Below are 21,203 nucleotides of genomic sequence, written 5' to 3'. Positions count from 1 at the left end.
CCATGGCATGCGGTCAACGGCCCGGCGGGCGGCGCCCGTCGCAGGCGCGTCCGGCCACCCACGGCGGCCCGGCGCACGATCGGTCCTCGCCCGTACGGTCACCGCGCTCGCGCTGACGCTCGCCGCCGTGTGCGGCGGGCTCACCGTGGGCGCGGCGCCCGCGATGGCGACCGCGCAGCCGATGAGCGCGTGCACGACCACCAAGGGCGTCGTGCTCGCGGTGGACTTCAGCCACTGGGGCGGCCCGCTGCTGCGCTCCTGCGGCACCACGCCCACCACCGGCTACACCCTGCTGAACCAGGGCGGCTGGGCCACCACCGGCACCCAGCACGACGGTCCGGCCTTCATCTGCCGGATCGGCTACGCCGGTTACCAGGGCGGCAAGCAGTATCCGACGTCCAAGGACGCCCCCTGTGTGCTGACGCCGCCCGCGACCGCCTACTGGTCGTACTGGCACGCCGACGCGGGGCAGAACACCTGGTCCTACAGCCAGTTGGGCGCGATGAGCTACCACCCCAAGCCCGGCAGTGTGGACCTGTGGATCTTCGGCGCCACCAACGTCGCGGGCACGCAGGGCCGTCCGACGTTCTCACCCGACAGCGTCCGGGCGCACAACACCACGTCCGGCGGAGCCACTTCGGCCCCGCCCAGGCCGACCAAGCCCGCCGGTACGCACACCACCGCGGGCTCGGCGCCCGGGAAGACCTCACGACCGGCCGCCACCACGCCGTCCGCGACCCGTACGACACCGGCCACCACCTCGGCCCCGCCCACCGCGACCCCCGCCGGGACCGCGTCCGCGAGCACCGCGCCGGGCACGGGCACGGCCACGGGCGGAACGCCGTCGCCAGGGCAGCCCCGCACGCAGGACGCGGAGCCGACCGCCGCCGCGAGCCATTCGTCCGGCTCGGTCCTGCCCTTCGCCCTGACCGCGGCCGTCGTGGCCGTGATCGCCGGATTCATCGTCGTCAGGACCCGGCGGCGGCGGAACGCGGAGTAGCGCGTTGTCCACCGCCCCGCCTCCGTCCCCGACCGGCGGTCCCGCGCACGCCGCCGCGAGACCGCCGCGCGCCGCCGCCTCCCCGCACACCGGGCGGCGGCTGCCGCGCACCCTGCACCCGGTCGCCTGGTGGATCTGGGGCATCGCCCTGGCCACCGCGGTCAGCCGCACCACCAACCCGCTGCTGCTCGGCCTGGTCCTGGTCGTCCTCGGCTACGTCGTCACCGAGCGCCGCACCGACGCCCCCTGGGCGAAGGGCTTCAAGTACTACCTGTACCTCGCGCTGACGGTCGTCGCGATCCGCGTCGTCTTCCGCTGCGTCTTCGCCAGCGGCATCACACCCGCCGACCACATCATGTTCTCGCTGCCGCACATCCCGACGCCCCACTGGTACGCGGGAATTCAGCTCGGCGGCCCGGTGTCGCTCGAGGCCACCCTGTCCGCCGCGACCGACGGACTGCGGCTGGCCTGCCTGCTGTGCTGCATCGGCGCCGCGAACACCCTCGCCAACCCCAAGCGGGCCCTGCGCGTCCTGCCCGGCGCGCTGTACGAACTCGGCGTCGCCGTCACGGTGTCGCTGAGCGTCGCCCCCCAACTCGTCGAAAGTGTCCAGCGGGTGGCGCGCGCCCGACGGCTGCGGGCCGACCGGGCCAAGGGGCTGCGGGCGCTGCGCGGCATCCTCATCCCCGTACTGGAGGACGCGCTGGAACGCTCCCTGCACCTGGCCGCCGCCATGGACTCGCGCGGCTACGGCCGGGCCGGCACCGCGACCCGCGCCTCACGCCGTACCACCGCCGTCCTGATGCTCGGCGGCATGCTCGGCCTGTGCACCGGCATCTACGGGCTGCTGGACGGCACCACTCCGCGCGCGCTCGGACTGCCCGCCATGCTGGGCGGGTCGCTGCTGTGCTGCGCCGGACTCGCGCTCGGCGGGCGGCGGATACGGCGCACCAGCTACCGACCCGACCCCTGGCGGTCCGCGGAGTGGGTGGTCGCGATGTGCGGCGTCGCCACCGCCGCCGTGCTGTTCCTGACCGTCGGCTACAACGCCGCCGACCTCAACCCCAGCCTGTATCCGCTGCGTTGGCCGTCACTGCCGTGGCTGCCCGCCGCCGCGATCCTGCTCGCGGGCACCGCCGCCTTCGCCGCGCCGCCCCCGCCGCGCGGGTCCGCCGCGAAGAGAGCGAAGAGCGCGAAGAGCGCGAGAAGCGCCACGGCCGGGCGCTCCGCCGTGCCGCCCGGCGGAGCCGCCGCGACCGCCACCACCGCCGAAACCGCCGACAAGCCCAGCGAGGCCCTGCTGTGATCCGATTCGACCAGGTCAGCGTCGTGTACGCGGGCTCCGAGCAGCCCGTGCTGCGGGACGTGGACCTGACCTTGGAGGAAGGCGAACTGTGCCTGGTCGTCGGCAGGACCGGCGCGGGCAAGTCCACGCTGCTCGGCACGGTCAACGGCCTGGTGCCGCACTTCACCGGCGGCACACTCGCGGGCCGTGTCACCGTCGACGGCCGCGACACCGCGACGTACCCGCCGCGTGAACTCGCCGACGTGGTGGGCGTCGTGGGCCAGGATCCGCTCGCCGGATTCGTCACCGACACCGTCGAGGAGGAACTGGCCTATGTCATGGAGCAGTTGGCCGTCCCCGCCGATGTCATGCGCAAGCGCGTCGAGGAGACCCTCGATCTGATGGGCCTGGCCGACCTGCGGCACCGCGCGCTGAGCGAGCTGTCCGGCGGCCAGCAGCAGCGCGTCGCCATCGGGTCTGTCCTCACCGCCCACCCCAAGGTCCTGGTGCTGGACGAGCCCACCTCCGCGCTCGACCCGACCGCCGCCGAGGAAGTCCTCGCCGCCGTGACCCGGCTCGTGCACGACCTCGGGGTGACCGTCGTGCTCGCGGAACACCGCCTGGAGCGCGTCGTGCAGTACGCCGACCGCGTCCTGCACCTGACCGGCGACGGCACCGTCACCTCCGCCCCGCCGTCCGTCGCCTTCCGTACCGCCTCGGTCGCGCCCCCCGTGGTCGACCTCGGCCGCCTGGCCCGCTGGGAACCGCTGCCGCTGTCCGTACGCGACGCCCGCCGCGCCGCCGTCCCCTTGCGCGAACGGCTCGCCGGACGCCCGGTGCCGCCGGTCCGCGTCTCGCACGGCACGGGCACACCGCTGCTGACCGCCAGCGGGATCGTCGTGCGCTACGGGGACGTGGTCGCGGTCCGCGAGGTGGACCTGGAGCTGCGGGCCGGTGAGGTCACCGCGCTGATGGGCCGCAACGGCTCGGGCAAGTCGTCCCTGCTGTGGGCGATCCACGGCGCCGGGCCGCGACAGGGCGGAACCGTACGGTTCGCTCAGGGCGCGGACCCGGCCGCACCCGAGCCGGGGGCCTCTGCGCGGCGGTTCGGCGGACGGCGTACGACGTCGGGACCTGAGCGCCGCCGCGTCGGCCTGGTCCCGCAGACCCCCACCGATTTGCTCTACCTGGAGACGGTCGGCGCCGAACTGGCCCAGGCCGACCGGGAGTCGGCCGGGGCGGCCCCGAGCGCCGCGCGGGCGATCCTCGACCGGCTCGCGCCCGGCATCCCCGACGACACCCACCCTCGCGACCTGTCGGAAGGCCAGAAGCTCTCGCTCGTGCTGGCCATCCAGCTCACCACCGCCCCCGACGTCGTCCTGCTGGACGAGCCGACCCGCGGCCTCGACTACCAGGCCAAGCAGGCCCTCATCCGGATCGTGGACGCGCTCGCCGCCGAGGGCCGCAGCGTCGTGATCTCCACGCACGACGTGGAGTTCGTCGCCGCGAGCGCCGACCGCGTGATCGTCATGGCCGAGGGCGAGACGGTCGCCGACGGCCCCACCGCCGATGTCATCGTCGCCTCACCGGCCTTCGCACCGCAGGCCGCCAAGATCCTCGCCCCGCTGCCCTACCTGACGGTCGGTCAGGTCGCGGACGCGCTCGCGGAAGCCGAGGCGAAGTGATGGCCACGACCAGGACGGGCGCCACGGACACGAGCGGGGGCGCGGGCAACGGCAAGGGCGCGGCCGGGCGTTGGACGGGCCGTACCACCGCCGTCCGGATGCACGCGACGGCCGTCGTCACCATCGTCCTGGCCGCCTTCATCGGCCTGGTCGCCTTCTTCTGGCCCTTTGTCGTCGCCCCCGGCCGCTTCGGCACCTCCTACGCGCCGCCGCTGATCTTCGGCGTCCTGCTGATCCTCGTACTGGCCGTGGTCTTCGCCCAGATCGCCGACGGCGGCATCGACGCCAAGGCCCTGGCCATGCTCGGCGTGCTGTCCGCCGTCAACGCCGCCCTGCGCCCGCTCGGCGCGGGCACCGCGGGCATCGAGACCGTCTTCTTCGTCCTCGTGCTCGCGGGCCGCGTCTTCGGCCCCGGCTTCGGCTTCACCCTCGGCTGCACGTCCCTCTTCGCGTCCGCGCTGCTCACCGGCGGTGTCGGGCCCTGGATGCCGTACCAGATGTTCGGGTGCGCCTTCGTCGGGATGCTCGCCGGGCTCCTCCCGCGCGCCCGCGGCAGGGCCGAGATCCTGATGCTCGCGGCCTACGGCTCGGCGTCCGGCTACCTCTTCGGCTTCCTGCTCAACCTCTCCTTCTGGCCCTTCTCGCTCGACCCCGGCAGCTCCATCGCCTACCTGCCGGGCCTGCCCTTCACCGAGCAGTGGCACCGCTACCTGGCCTTCGACGTGGCGACCTCCCTCGGCTGGGACACCGGCCGCGCGGTCACCAACTTCGTCGCCATCCTGCTGGCCGGCCCCGCCGCCCTCATCACCTTCCGCCGCGCCGCCCGCCGCGCCAACTTCACCGCCCCCATCCACTTCGCCCCGCCCGCCCCGCCTCCTCCGCCCGCTGGGTCCGCGCCGGGCGCGGGCGCGGACGAGACGTAACCCGTACTGGTCTAGCCTGGCGGTCCCCGACGGACGCGCGGGACGCGGGACGTAGGACGTGGGAGAAGGGGCTGGGGGCGTGGAGCTGGTGTTCGCGGGGCGGGTCGTGGAGTGGCGCGGACCGGCGCCGTACTACTTCGTGCCCGTGCCGGAGGAGGAGTCCGCGGACATCCGCGAGGTGGCGACGACGGCCTCGTACGGGTGGGGGGTGATCCCGGTGCTGGCCCGGATCGGCGGCACCGATTTCGCGACCTCGCTCTTTCCCAAGGACGGCGGCTATCTGCTGCCGCTCAAGAACGCCGTGCGCAAACCGGAGGGGCTTTCCGAGGGGGACGACGTGACGGTGGAGATGACCGTCCGCCTCGACACGTAGGGAAGGCGATCCCGTGCCGAATCCCGCCGAATCCCCGGACCGATTCCCCGGACCGAATCCCCGGGCCGATTCCCCGGCGCCGATCCGGTACGGCACTTTTGCGCGGCCATTGCCGTGCCGACAGCGGTGAACCACTAGCGTTACGGCCTGTGAGTACGAGTATCCGGTTTTCGCCGTCCGCGGCTCCGCGCCTTGCCGGTTCGGTCGCCTTCGGGGCGGTGGTCGGGGCGTGCGTGGGGTCGTCGACCGACACGCCGCTGGGAATTCTCTCGGCCATCGCGGCCACCGAGTCGTTCTTCGTCGTGGTCGGCTGGTGCGTGCTGTGGCCGATGGACGCCGCCGCGACCCGCCGCAATTCGCGGCGCGAGGACCTGCGACCGCTCGCCGAGGAGATCGTGGTCGTCGCGGTCGCGCTCTGCGGCCTCATCGGCATCGTCGTGTTCCTGCTCGGCAACTCCGACACCGCCCACGCCGCGACCGCGCTCATCGGCGTCTTCATGGCCTGGGCCGCACTGCATCTGATGTACGCGGCACGGTACGCGTATCTGTATTACGAGGAGTCCGAGGGCGGGATCGATTTCAACTCCGAGGACGAGGCCCCGGCCTACCGCGATTTCTTCTACTTCAGCTACAACCTCGGCATGACCTACCAGGTCTCCGACACCGACGTCTCCAGTTCGACGATCCGCGCGGTCGTCCTGCGGCACACACTGCTGTCGTATCTGTTCGGTACGAGCATTCTCGCGACCGCCATCAACCTCGTCGCCGGAATCTTCACGCGGTGAGCGCACGGCACTTGCCCTGGCGCCTGTCCTGATACCTGCCTGACGCCTGCAATGTCCTGACCCTGCACTGTCCTGACACCTGCGGTGCCCTGACGCCCGCACTGACACGTGCCCGGCACCGCGCGACGCCTTCCGCGCGGTGCCGGACACGTGCTGGAGGGTCAGCGGCAGCCCACTCCGTAGGTGCCGTTGCCGGAGTCGGCGGCCGGGTCGCTGGAGACGGACAGCCCGACGTACGGGTGATCGCGGTCCGGGGTGAACGTGTACCGGTCCGTGAAGGTGTAGCTCTGCGCGCCCTTGGGGAACTGGGCGGTCTGCCGGGCCAGCGTGACGGCGCCCTGCGGCTTGCCCGTGGCGCTGTGCCACCACGTCAGGTGCAAGGTGCCCGCCTCGGTGCCGTCGTAGGTGACGTACACCGTGGCGGTCGCCGTGCGGCGCTTGCCGGTCGGGCAGTCGAAGCCGGTGACGGCGATGGACGCCACGTGCGGCCCGGCCACGGGCTTCCCGGTCGTCGTCGGGTCGGCCGAAGGGGTGGTCGGCGCGGTGGTGGGCGGCGTGCTCGGCGTGCCGGTGGGCGTGCTCGACACGGTCCTGCTGGGCGTGACCGCCGTCGTCGGTGTGCCGGTCGGCGAGACGTTGACCGTGGGCGACGCCGACAGGCTGACGGTGGGGGACGGGTTGGCGGGCGCGGTGGTCGGGGTCGTCGCGGTCAGCGACGTGACGGCGGTCGGCGTCGGGCCCGCCACGGGGGTGTCGTCGCTCTTGTTGCCGGTCGCCACCGCCGTGACGGTCACCGCGCCCGCGATGATCACGGCCGCCGCGACGACGGCGAGGACCTTCGCGCGTCGGCTGAAGCGGGGTGCGGGAGCCTCGGGGCCGCCCGCGGGGGCGTGGTGGGGCGCGTGCTTGGGCGGTACGGGCGGCGCGCCAGCCCCGGACGCGGCGGACGCGGCCACGGCGACCGGTACGGCGGCGGCCTGCGGCTGCTGGGCCGCTTCCGCCGCGGCCTCGCCGGACGGCGCCGCCAACAGGACGACCAGCGCGGCGAGTTCACCGCGCCCGCGCTCCTCCCAGTCCTCGCCGTAGGCGGCGACGGCGGCCGTCTCGGCCTCGGCGGCGAACTCGGCCGCGCTCTGCGGCCGTTCCGCCGGGTCCTTCGCCAACCCGCGTGCGAGCAGCGGCCGTACGGGCTCCGGGGCCTGCTCGGCCGGGACCGGCGCCTCGGCGTGCTGGGCCGCCAGTTCCGCCGCCGTGGCACCCGCGTACGGCGGCGCGCCGGTGAGGCTCTGGTGGAAGACGGCCGTCGCCGCGTAGACGTCGGAGGCCGCGGTCGCCGGGGCGCCCGCCCACCGCTCGGGCGCGCTGTAAGGGGTGCCGGGGGGTACGGCGTCCGGCTCGGCGTTCGCCTCCGCCTGATCCGGGGCGGGAGCCGCCGGTTCGGCGTCGACGAGCTGGACCGTGCCTTCGGGGGTGATCAGGACGTTCTCGGGCGCGATGTCGCCGTGGGCGCCACCGGCCTCGTGGGCTGCGGCGAGCGCGAGCAGCGAGCCCTTGAGGACGACGAGCGCCGCCTCGGGCGCGAGCGCGCCCTTCTCCTGGAGGAGGGCGACAAGTCCGGTGCTGCTGACCGGAGTCGGCGTCCCCGCCGCGGGCTCCTGGGGCTCCGGGGCCTCGGCCACGGCCTGGGACGGCGCCGCCTTCGAAGCGGCCGGTGCCGTCTTCCGCCCCTTCGCCGGGGGCCTGGTCCCCGCCGCCTTCTTCGCCGCGCCCGCGGGCGGGGCCGCCGCCGCGGTCTTCCGTGTCTGCGCCGTCTTGGCCGCGGTTCTCGCGGGCGCCTTCGCGGGTGTCTTCGCGGGCGCCTTCGCCGGAGTCCCGGCCGGCGCCTTGGCCGCCGTCTTCGCGCTCTTGGCGGCCTTCACGGCGGGCTCCTCCGCCGCCTGCTTCTGTGCCGCCTTCGCCGCCGCGGCGGCCATGGGAGCGGCCTCGGGCTGCTTCTGAGGCTCCGTCACCTTGCTTGCGGTAGCGGGTACTTCGGCCGCCGCGGTCTTCTCGGCGGGCTTTGCGGCAGCGCGCTTCGGCGCGGCCTTCGTGGGCTTCGCGGGCTTTGGCGCCGCCTCGGACGGGGCGGCTTCCTGAGCGCCGCCCTCGGGCTGCGCGTCCGCCACCGCCTCCGTGTCCCCTGCCGTGCCCCCTGCCGTGTCCGCTGGCGTCTCCGCTGCCGGCTCCGCTTCCGCCCGGGCGGGAGCCTGGGCGCGCTTACGGGGCTGCGCCGCAGCCTTCCGCGCCCGGGCCATGGGCCTCGGGCCCGGCTGCCGCTGTCCGGCCGGCTTGCCGTCCCCGGCCGTCGCGCCGTCCTCGCCGGGTATGCCCGTGCCGTTGTCGTCGTCCACCTGATTCCGCCCCTCGCGCTGCCCCTTGAGGAGGAGCCGCTGTGCGCGGCACCTCGACGCCCTGTTCCGTACTCGGATTTCCCACCGCCAGCCGGGCCGATCTGCCGGGGGTCACGGCTGTCCGCCCGAACTGCCCCTTCCACGGGAGGGCCGAGCGCCGAAGGCGCCGACAGGGGACCGGGGTTCGCCCGGGAACCGTGGAGGAGGTGCCGTGAGGATCAAGAGGGTACTGGTGGCCGGGCACCAAGGGGAGATCGGGGCGGCCCTCATCCCGCCCCCGCACCCCCCTTTGCCGGACAGCCAGGGGCATATGCCTCGCCGATCCCCCGCCTAAGCGTGTCCCCCGATGCGGACGGTACGCACGGGGCGGCGGCGACGACGGCGCGGGCGCGGAACAGGCGCTCGGCGCGGCCGGGTTGGGCCCTTGTCGCCGTATCGGCACTGGCACCGGCACCGGCACCGTGTCACTCGGTCCTTCAGACGACTGGCCGGATGGCGTGAGCCAGGGGGCGGGCCGTCACGCGCGTGGCACCGTCGCCGTCCGGTTCGACCGCCCGGAGGGGGCAGCCTGTGCCGACGCGGTCGGTGAGTTCGGCGCGCAGGGTGGCGAGTTCGGCCATGCGGGCGTCGAGGAGGCGGATCTTCTCCTCGAACAGCGCGGAGAGCGCCACGGCGGGGTCCGGCGCCGCGCGCAACTCCTCGCCGGTCCCGGCGATTTCGGCCAGGGAGAATCCGAGCGTCTGCGCGGTGCGGACGTAGTGCAGCCAGGCCACCGACTCGGGCGGGAAGTCGCGGTAGCCGTTGGTGAGGCGTCGGCCCGTGATGAGGCCGACCTTCTCGTAGAACCGGATCGCGTCCCTGGTCATCCCGGTCTGAGCGGCCAGCTCTCCGATACGCATGCCGCGCCTCCCCCCTCGGCCGATGAGCTTGACCTTGGACCGTACTCCACTGTTTAGCGTGAGGCCGTCGCTGAGCCCCCCAACCGGCCGGAGCCTCCCCGTGATCCGTTTCCACGCCCCCGCACGCCCCGCCTATCTCCGCGTCGTACGCGCGAGTGCCTGGTACGACCTCGCGGTCACCGTGGGGTTCGTCACACCGTGGACCTACGCGCGGGTGCACGACGCGCTGTCCTCGGCGGGCGACGCGCTCGGCTGGGGCGTCCTGCCCGAACTCGACGTGTGGCAGACCCTGTTCGCGAATCTGATGGGCTCTGTGGTGGTCGTCTGGGCCGCCCTCCGCATCGTACGGACCCTGCCCGAACACGGCCTGCTCGACGGCATCGCGCGCACCCTGTTCTCCGCGTGGATGGCGTACGCGCTGGCCCAAGGCGCCTCGCGGATCCTGTGGCTGTTCCTCGCCGCCGAGGCCACCTGGGGAATCGTCCAACTCACGCCCTGGCTGCGCCCCGCCGTCGACCACCGGACCGCCCGACCGGAACACTCAGGGCTGGGTTGATCGCCAGCCGCCAGCCGCCAGCCGCCAGCCGCCAGCCGCCAGCCGCCAGCCGCCAGCCACGGCGGCCCTTCGGGGCGCGGACGGCCTACGGCTACGGCTACGGCTACGGCTACGGCTGCGGCTTCGCGGTGGCGATGCGGTCGAGCCAGTCGCGCAGGAGGGCTTGTTCGGTGGCGGTGAGGGCGGAGGTCCGCGGGAGGACGGCGCGCAGGGCCACGGCGGCGGTGACGGGACCGGAGGCGGGGTCGGTGGCGGCCGGGGCGTCGGTGGTGATCGCGGCGATGACCGCTTCGCGGGCCAGGGCGGCCAGTTCCGGGTCGCGGCGGTCGGGCGGCAGGGAGATCAGCGTGTTGGTGATGCCCTGGCCCGCGGCCTGGACGAGCAGCGAGGCGCGTTCCTCGCTCACGCGCAGTCGGCCCGCCTCGGCGATCCGGCGGATGTGCCCGGCTAGCACCGCCACGCCCGCGACCTCGGCGGGCGTCGGCGGCACCGAGCCCCTGGTCCGCTCGTACATGACCTGGTAGAGCGCCGGGTTGGCGAGGCCGAAGCCGACGTGCAGGTCCCAGCCGGTCCGCAGGTCCGCCACCGGGTCCGCGCCGGGTTCCAGGTCCGTCTTGCTGGCCAGGTAGGCCGCGAAGCCGTCGGCCGCGACCGCGTCGAGCAGGCCCTGCTTGTCGCCGAAGAGCCGGTAGATCGTCGGTGCCTGCACTCCGGCCGCCGCGCCGACCGCCCGGGTCGACACGGCCTCCCGGCCGCCCTCGGCGAGCAGCTTGGCGGTGGCGGCGAGGATGCGCTCGCGCGGACCGTCCTCAGGGGCGATGTCTCCGACGCTCATGGTGTCGACGGTAACAGGAGTGACGTTAGCGGTGATTCAGTATCGGTGCTAGCGTGTATGTCGTTAGCATTGATTCGATGCTGCTCGTGCCGCCACCGGCACGGCGCCACATGTCGGCATGTCGATCTGTCGACCGCGCGTCGCCCGTGCGCCGAGGCCGCGCAAACCCTCACCCACCTGGAGACACCTCATGATCATCGTCACCGGAGCCACCGGAAAACTCGGCCGGGCCGTCGTCGACCGGCTGCTCACCCGCGTCCCCGCCGAGGAGATCGGCGTCAGCGTCCGCGACCCCGACAAGGCGCGGGACCTGGCGGAGAAGGGCGTCCGCGTACGGCAGGGCGACTTCACGGACCCGGCGACCCTCGCGCACGCCTTCGAGGGCGCCGCGCAGGTGCTGATCGTCTCGGCCGACGTCACCGGAGAGGCCGCCCTCGCCATGCACCACGCCGCGATCGACGGAGCCAAGGCAGCCGGGGCCGGCCGCATCCTCTACACCAGCCACATGGGCGCGAGCCCGACCTCCCTCTTCGCGCCCATGCCCGACCACGCCGCCACCGAGGCGGCGCTGCGCGACTCGGGCGTGCCGTGGACCTCCCTGCGCAACGGCTACTACGCCAGCTCGGCGATCATGCTGCTCGGCGCCGCCGTGCGCACGGGCGAGCTGGCCGCGCCGGAGGACGGCCCCATCTCCTGGACGGCCCACGCCGACCTCGCCGAGGCCACCGCGCGCGTGCTGACCGCCGACGACCGGTCCGTACGCCCGTCGGGTCCGACCGCGCCGCTCACCGGCTCCGAAGCGCTCGATCTCGCCGACGTCGCGGAGACCGCCGCCGAACTGTCCGGGCGCCCGGTCAAGCGCGTCGTCATCGGCGACGACGAGTACCGGGACCTCCTCGTCGGGCACGGCGCCTCACCCGCGCAGGCGGAACTGCTCCTCGGGATGTTCGCGGCCGGCAGGCAGGGCGAGTTCACCGCGGTCGACCCGGCGCTCGCCACCTTGATCGGCCGCCCGCCGACGCCGTTCAGGGACGTACTCGACGAGGCGATCACGTCCGCTGCCTGACGGCCGACCTCTCGGCCGCGTGCTCGTCAGCGCAGGAAGGCCGCCACGGTCGACACGAAACGCGCCGGGTCGTCGAGCCAGGGGAAGTGACCGGCGCCGGGCTGGACGGCCGACTCGGCGCGCGGGAACAGACCGGCGACCTCGGCCGCGGCGGAGGGCGGGGTGTTGAGGTCGACCTCCCCGGCCAGTACGAGGACGGGGGAAGTGAAACGCGCCAGGGCCGCGCGGGTGGCGGCCGGGTCGAAGGCGCCCTCGGAACCGAAGACCTCCCCGGCTTCCGCGTTCTTGTGCGCCTCGCCCGCGTCCCGGTGCGCGCGGGCCGCGTCGTCCCAACGCCCGTAGAAGAAGGGGTCGACGGCCCGGAACGTCCCGGCGTCGCCCTTGCCCGCGACGACCGCCTCCAGCGCGGCGAAAGCGGCCGGGAACCACGGCTCGCCCTCGCGCAGCAGCGCCGTCCCGCGCCGCGTGTCCCCGGTGACCGGGACATCGACCGCCCGGACGCTCGGCGTGATCAGCGCGAGCCGCCCGACGCGTTCGGGATGGCGGGCGACGTACAGCACGGCCAGATTCGTACCGGCGGAGTGCCCGAGCAGATCCGCCCGGTCAAGGCCCAGATGGACGCGGAGGGCTTCCACGTCGTCCACGAGCCGGTCGCAGCGGTAGGAGCCGGTGTCCTGGGGGACCGCCGAGTCGCCGGTGCCCCGCGGGTCCAGCAGGATCAACCGCCGGTGCGCGGCGAGACCGCCGAGGTCCCCGAGATACGCGCTGTCCTGCATCGGGCCTCCGGGCAGGCAGATCAGCGGCGGCCCCTCGCCGAGAGCGTGGTACGCGAGCCGGGTCCCGTCGGGCGCGGTGAAAGAACTCGTGGCGGTCGTGGCGGTCGCGGTGGAGTCGGCGGTCATGGCGACGACTGTGGCAGCGGCCTCGGGACGGGGGCAACCGGGTTCCGGCGGCGGCCGTCCGCCGGGGAGCGGGAGCGTCGTACCCCGCGAGCAGCGTCGGTCGGCGTGGATCTCGACGCCGTACGCACCTTCGTCGCCGTCGCCGACGCGGGACGTTCCAGCAGGCCGCGACGCGGACCCGCACTCGCTGGTCCGGCGCGCCGACAACCCGCATCCGGCGCTGGCCGCCCTGCGCCGCCACCTGCGCGGCACCGCGCCGGACGGCCGGGCGTCCGATACCTGGACCCCGAAATGGGCGCATCCGCCGGTGGCGCGGGCGCGGTCCGCGCGTCCCGGGCAGGAGCCGCGTCGTGCCGGACCGGCCGGGGTCGCCGTACGTCCAGGGGCCGGATGAGCCGTGCGGGCCGCACCGGGCGAGGAGCGTGCGAGGGCGGCCACCGGACCGGTGACGTACCGGCGAGGGGACGGGCCACGGACCGGCGGGAGGCGGCCACCGGACCGGCGACGATCGGGCGCCCGGCGTATTCTGCGTCGTATGTCCTGGACCAGCCTCTTGAGGGTGCGCCGCGCGGAGGGGGAGACCTTCCTGCTGCGCCGCAAGCGGGTCCCCGGCATCGACCTGTCCTACGGTGACGCGCGGCTCGCCGAGATCCGGGCGGCGGCGCGCGAGGGCGTCGAGCAGTGGCCGCTGATCCGCGCGCGACTGGCCGCCGCGACGGACGGCGAGGACCTGACCTTCCTGCTGGAGGGCGTGCAGAGCGTTGCCGGGGTGGAGCGGTGGATCGGCGACGTGATCGCCGCCGAGCCGGACGACGCGCTGCCGCTGCTGGTCTCCGGCGCCCGGCATGTCGCCTGGGCCTGGCACGCCCGTACGGGTTTCGCGGCGCGATACGTGTCGGACGAGCAGTGGGAGCTCTTCCGGGCCCGGCTGACCGTCGCCGAGGACCACCTGCTGGAGGCGGCCGAGCGCGAGCCGAACTGGGCGGCGCCCTGGTACTTCCTCCAGATCACCGGGCGCGGTCTCGGCGTCGGATCCGATGTCGCGGAGCGCCGCTTCGCGGCGACCTGCCGCCGCTCGCCCGGCCATGTCGCCGCCCACCGGCAGCACGTGCAGCAGCTCTGCCCGAAGTGGGGCGGCTCGTGGGCCCGGACGCACGCCTTCGCCCGCGAGTCGATGCTGGCGGCCCCCGTCGGGAGCCCGATGGGCCACCTCGTCGCCCAGGCCCACCTGGAGGAGTGGCTGGCACTCGGCGGCGACGCGGACTCGCCGTATCTGGCCGACGCCGACGTGGTCCGCGCCGTCAACGAGGCCGCCGCGCGCTCGGTCTACCACCCGGACTTCGTACGCCGCCGGGACTGGCCGCTGGCCTTCAACACCTTCGCGATGACCTTCGCGCTCGCCGGGGACCTCCGCCTCGCGCGTCCGCTGTTCCAGGTCCTCGGGGACCGGGCCACCGAGATGCCCTGGATCTACCTGGACGGCCAGTCGCCCCTGGTCCCGTTCCTCGCCTGGCGCGCCCGCGCCGACCGCTGACCCCGTACGTCCGAAGGGGTACGGACCCGCGCCGGGCGAAAACCGCTGGTGGCGGCGGCTCCCTTTGCGGTAGGTCTGCGGGGCGCGTGCCGTGGAGCGGCGCCGCTGTGCGATGCCGACGTGGAGGACGAGATGTTCGCGATTTCCCTGGGAGACGACGCCGAGCTGCGCCCGCTGGAGCCGTGGCGGGCCGAGGAGTTCCTCGCCCACATGGACCGCGGGCGCGAGTACATCGGACAGCACATCGGCCTGGCCGACGCCACCGCCGACCTGGACTCGGCGCGGAACTGGCTCCAGTCGTACGCCGACAAGACGGCGGCCGACGCGGGCCGCCTCTACGGCATCTGGCTCGACGGACTGCTCGTCGGCGGTGTCCTGTTCAAGGTCTTCGACGCGGCGGCGGGCAACTGCGAGGTGGGCTGCTGGCTCGAACCGGCCGCCGCCGGACGGGGGTTGGTCACCCGGGCGGCCCGCGTCATCATCGACTGGGCGGTGTACGAACGCGGCATCCACCGGGTGGAGTGGATGGTGTCGCCCAAGAACACGCCGAGCGTCAACGTCGCCAAGCGGCTCGGCATGACCCGCGAAGGGCTGCTGCGCGCCACCTACCTCTACCGGGGCGTACGGCAGGACGCCGAGGTCTGGTCGATCCTCGCACCGGAGTGGCGCGCCGCCGGGCGGGACGCCCGCTGACCGACCGACCGATCGACCGCCCGCTGACCGACCGCCTGCTGACCGCCCGCCCGCCGTCCTCGTACCGGACGCCGGGCCGGCAGCGCACCGCGGCCCCGGGGCGCCCGTGGCAGACTCCCCGAATGCTTCATCCCGACGCCGCCCGCCTCACCCGCCGCTATCTGTCCGTCGCCGACCGGCTGCTGCCGGGCCGGATCACCCACTTCTACGTGGTCGGCTCGGCCGCGCTCGGGGCGTGGCGCGCGGGCGGCAGCGACATCGACGTCGTCGCGGCGGTGGACGGCGGCTTCACGGCGGGGGACCTCCGGCGGCTGCGGGTGCTGCACCCGGTCGGCAACACCACCCCCGTCGTACGGGCGCTGCTGCGGGCGCGGGTGACGGTCCCCGGCACGGTGAACGCGGTCTACGTGTCGGCCGCGGACCTCCGCCGACCGGTGACGGCCATCCGCCCGCTGGCCTCGCACACCGGGAACTCCTTCGCGCGCGGCCGTGCCTTCGACGTCAACCCTGTGGTGTGGAAGGTGCTGCGCGAACGCGGCATCCCGCTGCGCGGCCCGGCCCCCGGCACCCTCGGGCTCGACCCGGAACCGGAACGCCTGCGCGCGTGGAATCTGGAGAATCTGCACGGCTACTGGCACCCCTGGGCCGAGAAGGCGCTGGCCGGGAAGACGCCCGGCAAGCCGCTGGTCGCGGCGCGCTCGGCGGGACGCTCGCTCACCACCTGGGGCGCGCTCGGGGTGTCCCGGCTGCACCGCACGGTCGCCACCGGGGACATCGTCTCCAAGGAGGGCGCGGGGGAGTACGCCCTGGACACCTTCGCGCCGCGCTGGCACCCGCTGATCCGCACGGCCCTCGCCCACCGCCGCGCGGAGCCGCTTCCGGCCGCGCTCGCCCGCGACCCGGACCTCGCCGACCGGGCGCGGCGGCTCCGGCTGACCGGCGCGTTCGTCATGGAAGTGATCGCGGACGCCGACCGGCTCTGAGGACCGCCGCCGCCGAGCAGCCGTCCAGCGGTCGCCCCCCGCCCGCTCCGGGGGGCCGTCACGACCCGGAATCCCGGCACGACCGGCCGTTGGCCCGTGCCGCGCCTTGCCGCCGTACAGGCGACCCCTGTCACCTGTCAGAAGCGGCAGGCGCGGGCCCGCTCCTACCTCGGCGCCGTGGCCCCCAGGCGCTGGCGCAAGCACACGGCCAAGCGGCGGCGAGCGGCCGGTCGCACCCGTACACCGACACCTACGCCACGGGCACAGCCGCCGATACGACGTCCCGTACGGCCTCCGGTGCGACGTCCGGTACGGCCTCCGGTGCGCGGACTACGTACACCGACCTCGACCGGCTGGTGCGGACTTTGAACGTGCCCGGCGGCCAGGTCAGCAAATTGACGGACTGTCAGGGGCGGTCCAGGGTGATGGAGTTGACCGGGCCGAGGTCGTAGTGCCAGGCACCGCCCGCCACCAGGTCGTCGACGACCTGGCCGGTGCCGTTGTAGCCCGTCCACAGCCTCGCCCGAGCGCCCCCGGACTGGTTGTTGAGCACGTCGTGCCACCCGTACTGATTGCTCAGGTTGTGGGCGCCGTAGCTCCAGTACACGAAGCTGGGGTGGTCGTTGCCCCAGTCCGTGTCGTTCGGGTAGACGCAGACGGCGCCGTACGGGCAGCCGTGGACCGTGCCGCCCGCCGCGTCGGCCCGCACCGCGCCGACCGTCCCGACGGCCGTCACCGAAAGTGCCAGCACCGCCACGCCCCGCATGACCTTGCCCATGTCGCTCTTCCTCTCCTCGCGGAACCGGCCCTTCGAGGCCGCCACCAGCACCGTAGGAAAGGGGAACGGCCCGCCGCTCCTGACAGATGACAGGGCGGCGGGCCGGGACCGGACCGTCAGGACAGGCAGCCGACGCTCGCCAGGGCCTGCCGGAGCAGGACACCGCGACCGCCCGGCATCTCCTGCTGGAGCTGCGGCGAGGACGCCTCCTGCGGGGTGAACCACACCAGGTCGAGCGCGTCCTGGCGCGGGCGGCAGTCGCCCGCGACCGGTACGACGTAGGCGAGGGACACCGCGTGCTGCCGGGGGTCGTGGTACGCGGTGACCCCCTCGGTCGGGAAGTACTCGGCGACGGTGAACGGCTGCGGGGAGGCCGGGATCCGGGGCAGCGCCACCGGGCCGAGGTCCTTCTCCAGATGCCGCAGCAGCGCGTCGCGGACCCGCTCGTGGTGCAGCACCCGGCCCGACACCAGCGTGCGGCTGATCGTCCCGTCGGGCCCGATGCGCAGCAGCAGCCCGATGTGGGTGACTTCCCCGCTGTCGTCCACCCGCACCGGCACGGCGTCGACATACAGGATCGGCATACGTGCGCGCGTCAGCTCCAGTTCGTCGGGAGCCAGCCAGCCGGGCGTGGTTTCGGTCATGTCAGCCATCCGCTGATCGTACGTCGCCACCCGCCCGCGCACAGGCCCGGGAGCCGAACCGGACCCGCGCGGTCCGCTGTCCGGACCTGCGCGGTTCCCGGCCCCGCCGCGATCCGCACCCCTAGCCGCTCTTGCGGCCCACGCCCGCGTAGACCCAGAACTCCGAGGGATTGTCCGGGATTTCGTCGGCCGGATCGGGGCGCCACAGCGGGACGTAGACCAGTCCCGGCGGGACCAGGTCGAAGCCGGCGAAGAGCGCGGCGATCTGGTCGTGGGAGCGGGCGGTGACCGGAGAGGTGGCCTTCGACCGGTAGAGCTGGCCGACGGCGGCGGCGGTGCCGGGGCGGTCCTGGTCGGTCGCGTGGCTCAGCGCGAGCCAGCTCCCCTCGGGCAGCCCGTCGCGGTAGGCGGCGACCAGCCCCTCGGGGTCCTCCGCGTGCGTGATGAAGTGCAGGATCGTGATCATCAGGACGGCGACCGGCTGGTTGAAGTCGATCAGCTTCCGTAGCTGCGGCGAGTTCAGTACGTCGTCGGGCCGCCGGATGTCCGCGCTCACGATGTCGGCGTCCGGATTGTCCGCGAGCAGCGACGCGCTGTGCGCGACGGCCACCGGATCGTTGTCCACGTAGATCACCCGCGTGCCCGGCGCGATCGACTGCGCGACCTCGTGGACGTTGCCCTGCGTGGGGATGCCGGAGCCCAGATCGACGAACTGCCGGACGCCCGCGTCGACCAGATAGCGCACCGCCCGGCCCAGGAAGGCCCGGTTCGCCCGCGCCAGCGCCCGCACCTGCGGGTCGATGGCGGTGAAAGCGGCCAACGCCTCCCGGTCTATGGCGAAATTGTGCTCCCCGCCGAGCATCGCGTCGTAGATCCGCGCCACGCTCGCCTTGGCCGGATCCACGCCCTCCGGGACTTCTTTGCGTCCGGTCACCACAAGTCCCTTTCGACGGCCGCGTCTTGAACGGTCATCATAGAATCCTGGTGACGGGGCGCTGCGGGGTGCGTACGTCGCCACCGGGTGGTTTCGGCCGCCCGCCGCAACGGCTCGGCGGAAGGCACGACCCTGCGACACGAAGCGCACGAACAGCCCGAGGACAGCGCCCTCGAGGACGCGCCGGGGGCCGCTTCCGCGTTCCGCGAGAAGCCGCCGCCCCCGCGCCGCGGGCGGCTGGCGGTCGGTCCAGCGGCCGATGTCATCGGTTCCGCGCTCGATCTGCATATGACCGGAAACCATGTCGTCCACGCGATGGCGCCCGGATTCTGCGACGCCGCCTCCGTCTATCTGCTGGAGCGCTGGCTCGTCGACGAGAGCGCGGGGACGTCCGCCGATCCGCCGCAGATCGAGGCCAGGCGGCTCGCGCTGCGGATGGGCGCGGCGGCGGCCGAGAGCACCGAAGGCGTCCTGCCGATCGACGAGGTGCTGGTCTTCCCGCGCCAGACCCCGTACGCCCGCGCGCTCGCCACCGGCCACGCCCAACTGCTCGACGCGGTCGACACCCACACCTTCGACCGGCTCGCCGCCTCGGGACGCGGCGACGCCCGCATCCACGACCTGTTACGCACCGCGTCCTTCCTCGTGGTTCCCATACGCCTCCAGAGCGCCGTGATCGGCTTCATCGCCTGCACCCGCGGCCCGCACCTGCCGCCGTTCGGCCTGGAGGACATGGCGGGCGTCGAGTCGCTGGCCGCGCGGGCCGCGGTCGCCCTGGACAACGCCCGCCGATACGAGCACGAGCGCCGTACCGCGCTGGCCATCCGCAGGAGCATGCTGCCCGACACCGACCGGACCTTCGAGGGCTGCCGCGTCGCCCACGACTACCGGCCCGCGGGCCCGCACGACATCATCGGCGGCGACTGGTTCGACGTCCTGCCCAGGCCCGGCGGCCGGGTCGGCCTGATCGTCGGCGACGCCATGGGACACGGCCCGGAAGCCGCCGTCGCGATGATCCAACTGCGCACCGCCGCAAGGACGTTGGCCGCGCTGGACACCGATCCGCGTGAACTGCTGCACCGGCTCGACGCCCTCGCCGCCGACACCCCCGACGCCTCCTTCGCCACCTGTGTGTACGCCGAGTGGGACGCGGAACAGCACACCTGCACCGTCGTCGGCGCGGGCCACCCGCCGCCGCTGATCCGCGCACCGGGCGAGGCCGCCCGCCCCGTCCCGCTCGGCGCCGGACTGCCGCTGGGGCTCAGCGCCTGGAGCGCCGAGCCCTCGGTGCTGGAGATCCACCAGCCCACGCTCCTGCTGCTCTACAGCGACGGCCTGATCGAGAGCCGCCGCTCCGATATCGACGCCGGTATCGCCCGGCTCGCCCGCTCCCTCGACCACGGCATAGGCGAACGGGCGCCGGGCGGCCCGGTCATCGGTGCCGACGGTGCGGACCGCGCCCCAACCGGCCCCGGTACGGGTCCCGTTGGCGGCGCCACCGCCCGCGCCGCCGCCGAGGCCGCCGCACTGGCCGAAGTCGACGTCGGCCAGGAGCAGTTGCAGTCCCTCTGCGACACCCTCCTCCGCGACCCGCCCGCCGACGCCACCACGGACGACCGCACGGTCCTGCTGGCAGCGCTGACACCGGGATAGGCCACGGGCGCGCTTGTCGTGAAGGGGCGTCCGTCTGACGGTGCCTGGCGCGCGGCCGGATTCCGTGAGGCGCTTCCGGAGGTCGTGCTGACGGTCGTACCAGCGGGCTGACACGGCGGCCTGACACCGGGAAAGGCGCGCGGGCGCGTGCTTTGCGCGAAGCGCCCGGTGGCGCCCGGCGCGCCGTCGCGCACCGGCAGGTGGCTCCACGGCCCCGCTCGGCCGGATCGCCACGGGACGGACGGCCGGCGCGACCCACGTCCGCTGCGCCGACTTCGACGGCGACGGGAAGACCGACTCCATCCTGATCGGCGCGGGCGGCGAGATCTCGGCGTGGCTGAACCGCGGCGGCGACGGCCGCGTCGCCTCGGGCCCGGTCAACGGCTGACCGCGCGCCCGAGGCCGTACGGCCGTGTGTGTGTACGCGCGGCTGTACGCGACGGGCCTGGTCGCCGGGGCCCGAGGCCGTACGGCCGCGCGCGATGCCCGCTCGAAGGGGCCGGTCAGACGATGCCGCCGTTGGCGCGGACGACCTGGCCGTTGACCCAGTGACCGGCCGGGGAGGCGAGGAAGGCGACGACCTCGGCGATGTCGGCGGGGGTGCCGAGCCGCTCCAGCGGGGGCTGGGCGGCCAGGCGGGCGACGGTCTCCTCGTCCTTGCCGTCGAGGAACAGGTCGGTCGCGGTGGGGCCTGGCGCCACCGCGTTGACGGTGACGTCCCGGCCGCGCAGCTCGCGGGCGAGGATCAGCGTCACCGCCTCGACCGCGCCCTTGCTGGCGGCGTAACCGGCGTAGCCGGGGAAGGACAGGCCCAGCACGGACGTGGAGAAGGTGACCACGGCGCCGCCGGGGCGCACCCTGCGGGCGGCCTGCTGGGCGACGACGAAGGTGCCGCGGATGTTCGTGCGGTGCATCGCGTCCAGCTCGGCCAGGTCCAGCTCGGCCACGGTCGACAGCGCCATGCGCCCGGCGGCGTGCACGACGACGTCGACACCGCCGTACGCGGACTCGGCGGCGTCGAAGAGCGCCGCGGCGGCCGTCTCGTCGGCGATGTCGGCCTGGACGGCGAGCGCCTGGCCGCCGGCGGCGGTGACCTCCTCGACGGCGGCCTCGGCCAGGCCGCGGTTGCCCGCGTAGCCGATCACCACGGCGTGGCCGTCGGCGGCCAGCCGGGTCACCACCTGGCGGCCGAGGCCGCGTGAGCCGCCGGTGACGACGGCGACGCGCGGCCGGGCGGGGGTTTCGGGGGTGGTCGTCATGGGGGGCTCCTGTACGGAAACGGGGG

The 21,203-nt window shown here is 74.2% G+C and carries 22 protein-coding genes; 14 read left to right on the top strand and 8 right to left on the bottom strand.

Annotated features, from left to right (window positions below; genetic code table 11):
* The first annotated feature begins 7 nt into the window (after positions 1 to 7).
* The 6 genes from ACZ4EF_RS09165 to ACZ4EF_RS09140 all read left to right on the top strand — a co-directional run bounded on the left by ACZ4EF_RS09165 (position 8) and on the right by ACZ4EF_RS09140 (position 6,051).
* The gene (locus tag ACZ4EF_RS09165) at positions 8 to 1,000 is read left to right on the top strand and encodes a hypothetical protein (RefSeq protein ID WP_467503601.1); all 993 of its coding nucleotides are present in this window, start codon (positions 8 to 10) and stop codon (positions 998 to 1,000) included.
* Between the two features lie 100 nt (positions 1,001 to 1,100).
* Positions 1,101 to 2,306: a CbiQ family ECF transporter T component gene (locus ACZ4EF_RS09160; RefSeq protein WP_467503698.1), complete on the top strand. Its 1,206-nt coding sequence runs from the start codon at positions 1,101 to 1,103 to the stop codon at positions 2,304 to 2,306.
* Complete coding sequence (locus ACZ4EF_RS09155; protein WP_467503599.1) at positions 2,303 to 3,970, top strand: ABC transporter ATP-binding protein; 1,668 nt, start codon at positions 2,303 to 2,305, stop codon at positions 3,968 to 3,970. The genes ACZ4EF_RS09160 and ACZ4EF_RS09155 overlap by 4 nt, the downstream gene beginning before the upstream one ends.
* A 98-nt stretch (positions 3,971 to 4,068) precedes the next feature.
* A complete protein-coding gene (locus ACZ4EF_RS09150) occupies positions 4,069 to 4,893 on the top strand; it encodes an ECF transporter S component family protein (RefSeq protein ID WP_355341769.1) in 825 nt (274 codons plus the stop codon).
* A 79-nt stretch (positions 4,894 to 4,972) separates the two neighbouring features.
* Complete coding sequence (locus tag ACZ4EF_RS09145; RefSeq protein ID WP_355341469.1) at positions 4,973 to 5,266, top strand: DUF1905 domain-containing protein; 294 nt, start codon at positions 4,973 to 4,975, stop codon at positions 5,264 to 5,266.
* A gap of 149 nt (positions 5,267 to 5,415) precedes the next feature.
* A complete protein-coding gene (locus ACZ4EF_RS09140; RefSeq protein ID WP_401856370.1) occupies positions 5,416 to 6,051 on the top strand; it encodes a DUF1345 domain-containing protein in 636 nt (211 codons plus the stop codon).
* A 161-nt stretch (positions 6,052 to 6,212) separates the two neighbouring features.
* Here the strand turns inward: ACZ4EF_RS09140 and ACZ4EF_RS09135 are convergent, their stop codons facing one another.
* Positions 6,213 to 8,060, bottom strand: coding sequence for a protein kinase domain-containing protein (locus ACZ4EF_RS09135; protein WP_467503596.1), 1,848 nt, complete (start codon positions 8,058 to 8,060; stop codon positions 6,213 to 6,215).
* Between the two features lie 857 nt (positions 8,061 to 8,917).
* A complete protein-coding gene (locus tag ACZ4EF_RS09130; RefSeq protein WP_467503594.1) occupies positions 8,918 to 9,340 on the bottom strand; it encodes a MerR family transcriptional regulator in 423 nt (140 codons plus the stop codon).
* Positions 9,341 to 9,440: 100 nt separating this feature from the next.
* Here ACZ4EF_RS09130 and ACZ4EF_RS09125 point away from each other — a divergent pair, with 100 nt between their 5' ends.
* Positions 9,441 to 9,896 carry a hypothetical protein gene (locus tag ACZ4EF_RS09125; protein ID WP_355341481.1) on the top strand — a complete coding sequence of 152 codons (456 nt, stop codon included), beginning with the start codon at positions 9,441 to 9,443 and terminating at the stop codon, positions 9,894 to 9,896.
* A 109-nt stretch (positions 9,897 to 10,005) separates the two neighbouring features.
* On the opposite strand, the gene ACZ4EF_RS09120 is transcribed toward ACZ4EF_RS09125, so the two are convergent.
* Entirely contained in the window at positions 10,006 to 10,731 is a 726-nt protein-coding gene (locus ACZ4EF_RS09120) for a TetR/AcrR family transcriptional regulator (RefSeq protein WP_467503592.1), read from the bottom strand.
* A 190-nt stretch (positions 10,732 to 10,921) separates the two neighbouring features.
* Here ACZ4EF_RS09120 and ACZ4EF_RS09115 point away from each other — a divergent pair, with 190 nt between their 5' ends.
* Positions 10,922 to 11,797 (top strand): SDR family oxidoreductase, encoded by an 876-nt coding sequence (locus ACZ4EF_RS09115; RefSeq protein ID WP_467346024.1) that lies wholly within the window; start codon positions 10,922 to 10,924, stop codon positions 11,795 to 11,797.
* A gap of 26 nt (positions 11,798 to 11,823) precedes the next feature.
* Here ACZ4EF_RS09115 and ACZ4EF_RS09110 read toward each other — a convergent pair whose 3' ends face one another.
* Positions 11,824 to 12,699: an alpha/beta fold hydrolase gene (locus ACZ4EF_RS09110; protein ID WP_467503589.1), complete on the bottom strand. Its 876-nt coding sequence runs from the start codon at positions 12,697 to 12,699 to the stop codon at positions 11,824 to 11,826.
* On the opposite strand from ACZ4EF_RS09110, the gene ACZ4EF_RS09105 reads away from it, so the two are divergent.
* From ACZ4EF_RS09105 to ACZ4EF_RS09090, 4 genes are all read left to right on the top strand, one after another.
* The gene (locus tag ACZ4EF_RS09105) at positions 12,698 to 13,093 is read left to right on the top strand and encodes a hypothetical protein (RefSeq protein WP_467503587.1); all 396 of its coding nucleotides are present in this window, start codon (positions 12,698 to 12,700) and stop codon (positions 13,091 to 13,093) included. The genes ACZ4EF_RS09110 and ACZ4EF_RS09105 overlap by 2 nt on opposite strands.
* Positions 13,094 to 13,234: 141 nt before the next feature.
* Entirely contained in the window at positions 13,235 to 14,233 is a 999-nt protein-coding gene (locus tag ACZ4EF_RS09100; RefSeq protein ID WP_467503585.1) for a hypothetical protein, read from the top strand.
* A 132-nt stretch (positions 14,234 to 14,365) separates the two neighbouring features.
* Positions 14,366 to 14,926 (top strand): GNAT family N-acetyltransferase, encoded by a 561-nt coding sequence (locus ACZ4EF_RS09095; RefSeq protein WP_355341499.1) that lies wholly within the window; start codon positions 14,366 to 14,368, stop codon positions 14,924 to 14,926.
* Between the two features lie 122 nt (positions 14,927 to 15,048).
* Positions 15,049 to 15,909, top strand: coding sequence for an aminoglycoside adenylyltransferase domain-containing protein (locus tag ACZ4EF_RS09090; RefSeq protein WP_467503583.1), 861 nt, complete (start codon positions 15,049 to 15,051; stop codon positions 15,907 to 15,909).
* Between the two features lie 406 nt (positions 15,910 to 16,315).
* Here the strand turns inward: ACZ4EF_RS09090 and ACZ4EF_RS09085 are convergent, their stop codons facing one another.
* The 3 genes from ACZ4EF_RS09085 to ACZ4EF_RS09075 form a co-directional block, all read right to left on the bottom strand.
* Positions 16,316 to 16,687 carry a hypothetical protein gene (locus tag ACZ4EF_RS09085; protein ID WP_366823789.1) on the bottom strand — a complete coding sequence of 124 codons (372 nt, stop codon included), beginning with the start codon at positions 16,685 to 16,687 and terminating at the stop codon, positions 16,316 to 16,318.
* A 116-nt stretch (positions 16,688 to 16,803) separates the two neighbouring features.
* Positions 16,804 to 17,331, bottom strand: a complete 528-nt coding sequence (locus tag ACZ4EF_RS09080) for an NUDIX hydrolase family protein (protein ID WP_355341772.1) — start codon at positions 17,329 to 17,331, stop codon at positions 16,804 to 16,806.
* A 121-nt stretch (positions 17,332 to 17,452) separates the two neighbouring features.
* Positions 17,453 to 18,193 (bottom strand): SAM-dependent methyltransferase, encoded by a 741-nt coding sequence (locus ACZ4EF_RS09075; RefSeq protein WP_467503695.1) that lies wholly within the window; start codon positions 18,191 to 18,193, stop codon positions 17,453 to 17,455.
* A gap of 159 nt (positions 18,194 to 18,352) precedes the next feature.
* Between ACZ4EF_RS09075 and ACZ4EF_RS09070 the strand changes: the two genes are divergently transcribed.
* Positions 18,353 to 19,918 carry a PP2C family protein-serine/threonine phosphatase gene (locus tag ACZ4EF_RS09070; protein ID WP_467503580.1) on the top strand — a complete coding sequence of 522 codons (1,566 nt, stop codon included), beginning with the start codon at positions 18,353 to 18,355 and terminating at the stop codon, positions 19,916 to 19,918.
* 226 nt (positions 19,919 to 20,144) lie between these two features.
* A complete protein-coding gene (locus ACZ4EF_RS09065; RefSeq protein ID WP_467503693.1) occupies positions 20,145 to 20,306 on the top strand; it encodes a hypothetical protein in 162 nt (53 codons plus the stop codon).
* A 115-nt stretch (positions 20,307 to 20,421) separates the two neighbouring features.
* Here ACZ4EF_RS09065 and ACZ4EF_RS09060 read toward each other — a convergent pair whose 3' ends face one another.
* On the bottom strand, positions 20,422 to 21,177 hold the full coding sequence (locus ACZ4EF_RS09060; protein ID WP_467503578.1) for an SDR family oxidoreductase: 756 nt from the start codon (positions 21,175 to 21,177) through the stop codon (positions 20,422 to 20,424).
* Positions 21,178 to 21,203 lie beyond the last annotated feature (26 nt).

The organism is Streptomyces sp. NPDC025721, assembly GCF_055558595.1.
The sequence above is the reverse complement of the archived record's forward strand: the minus strand, read 5'-3'. Positions and strand labels throughout refer to the sequence as shown.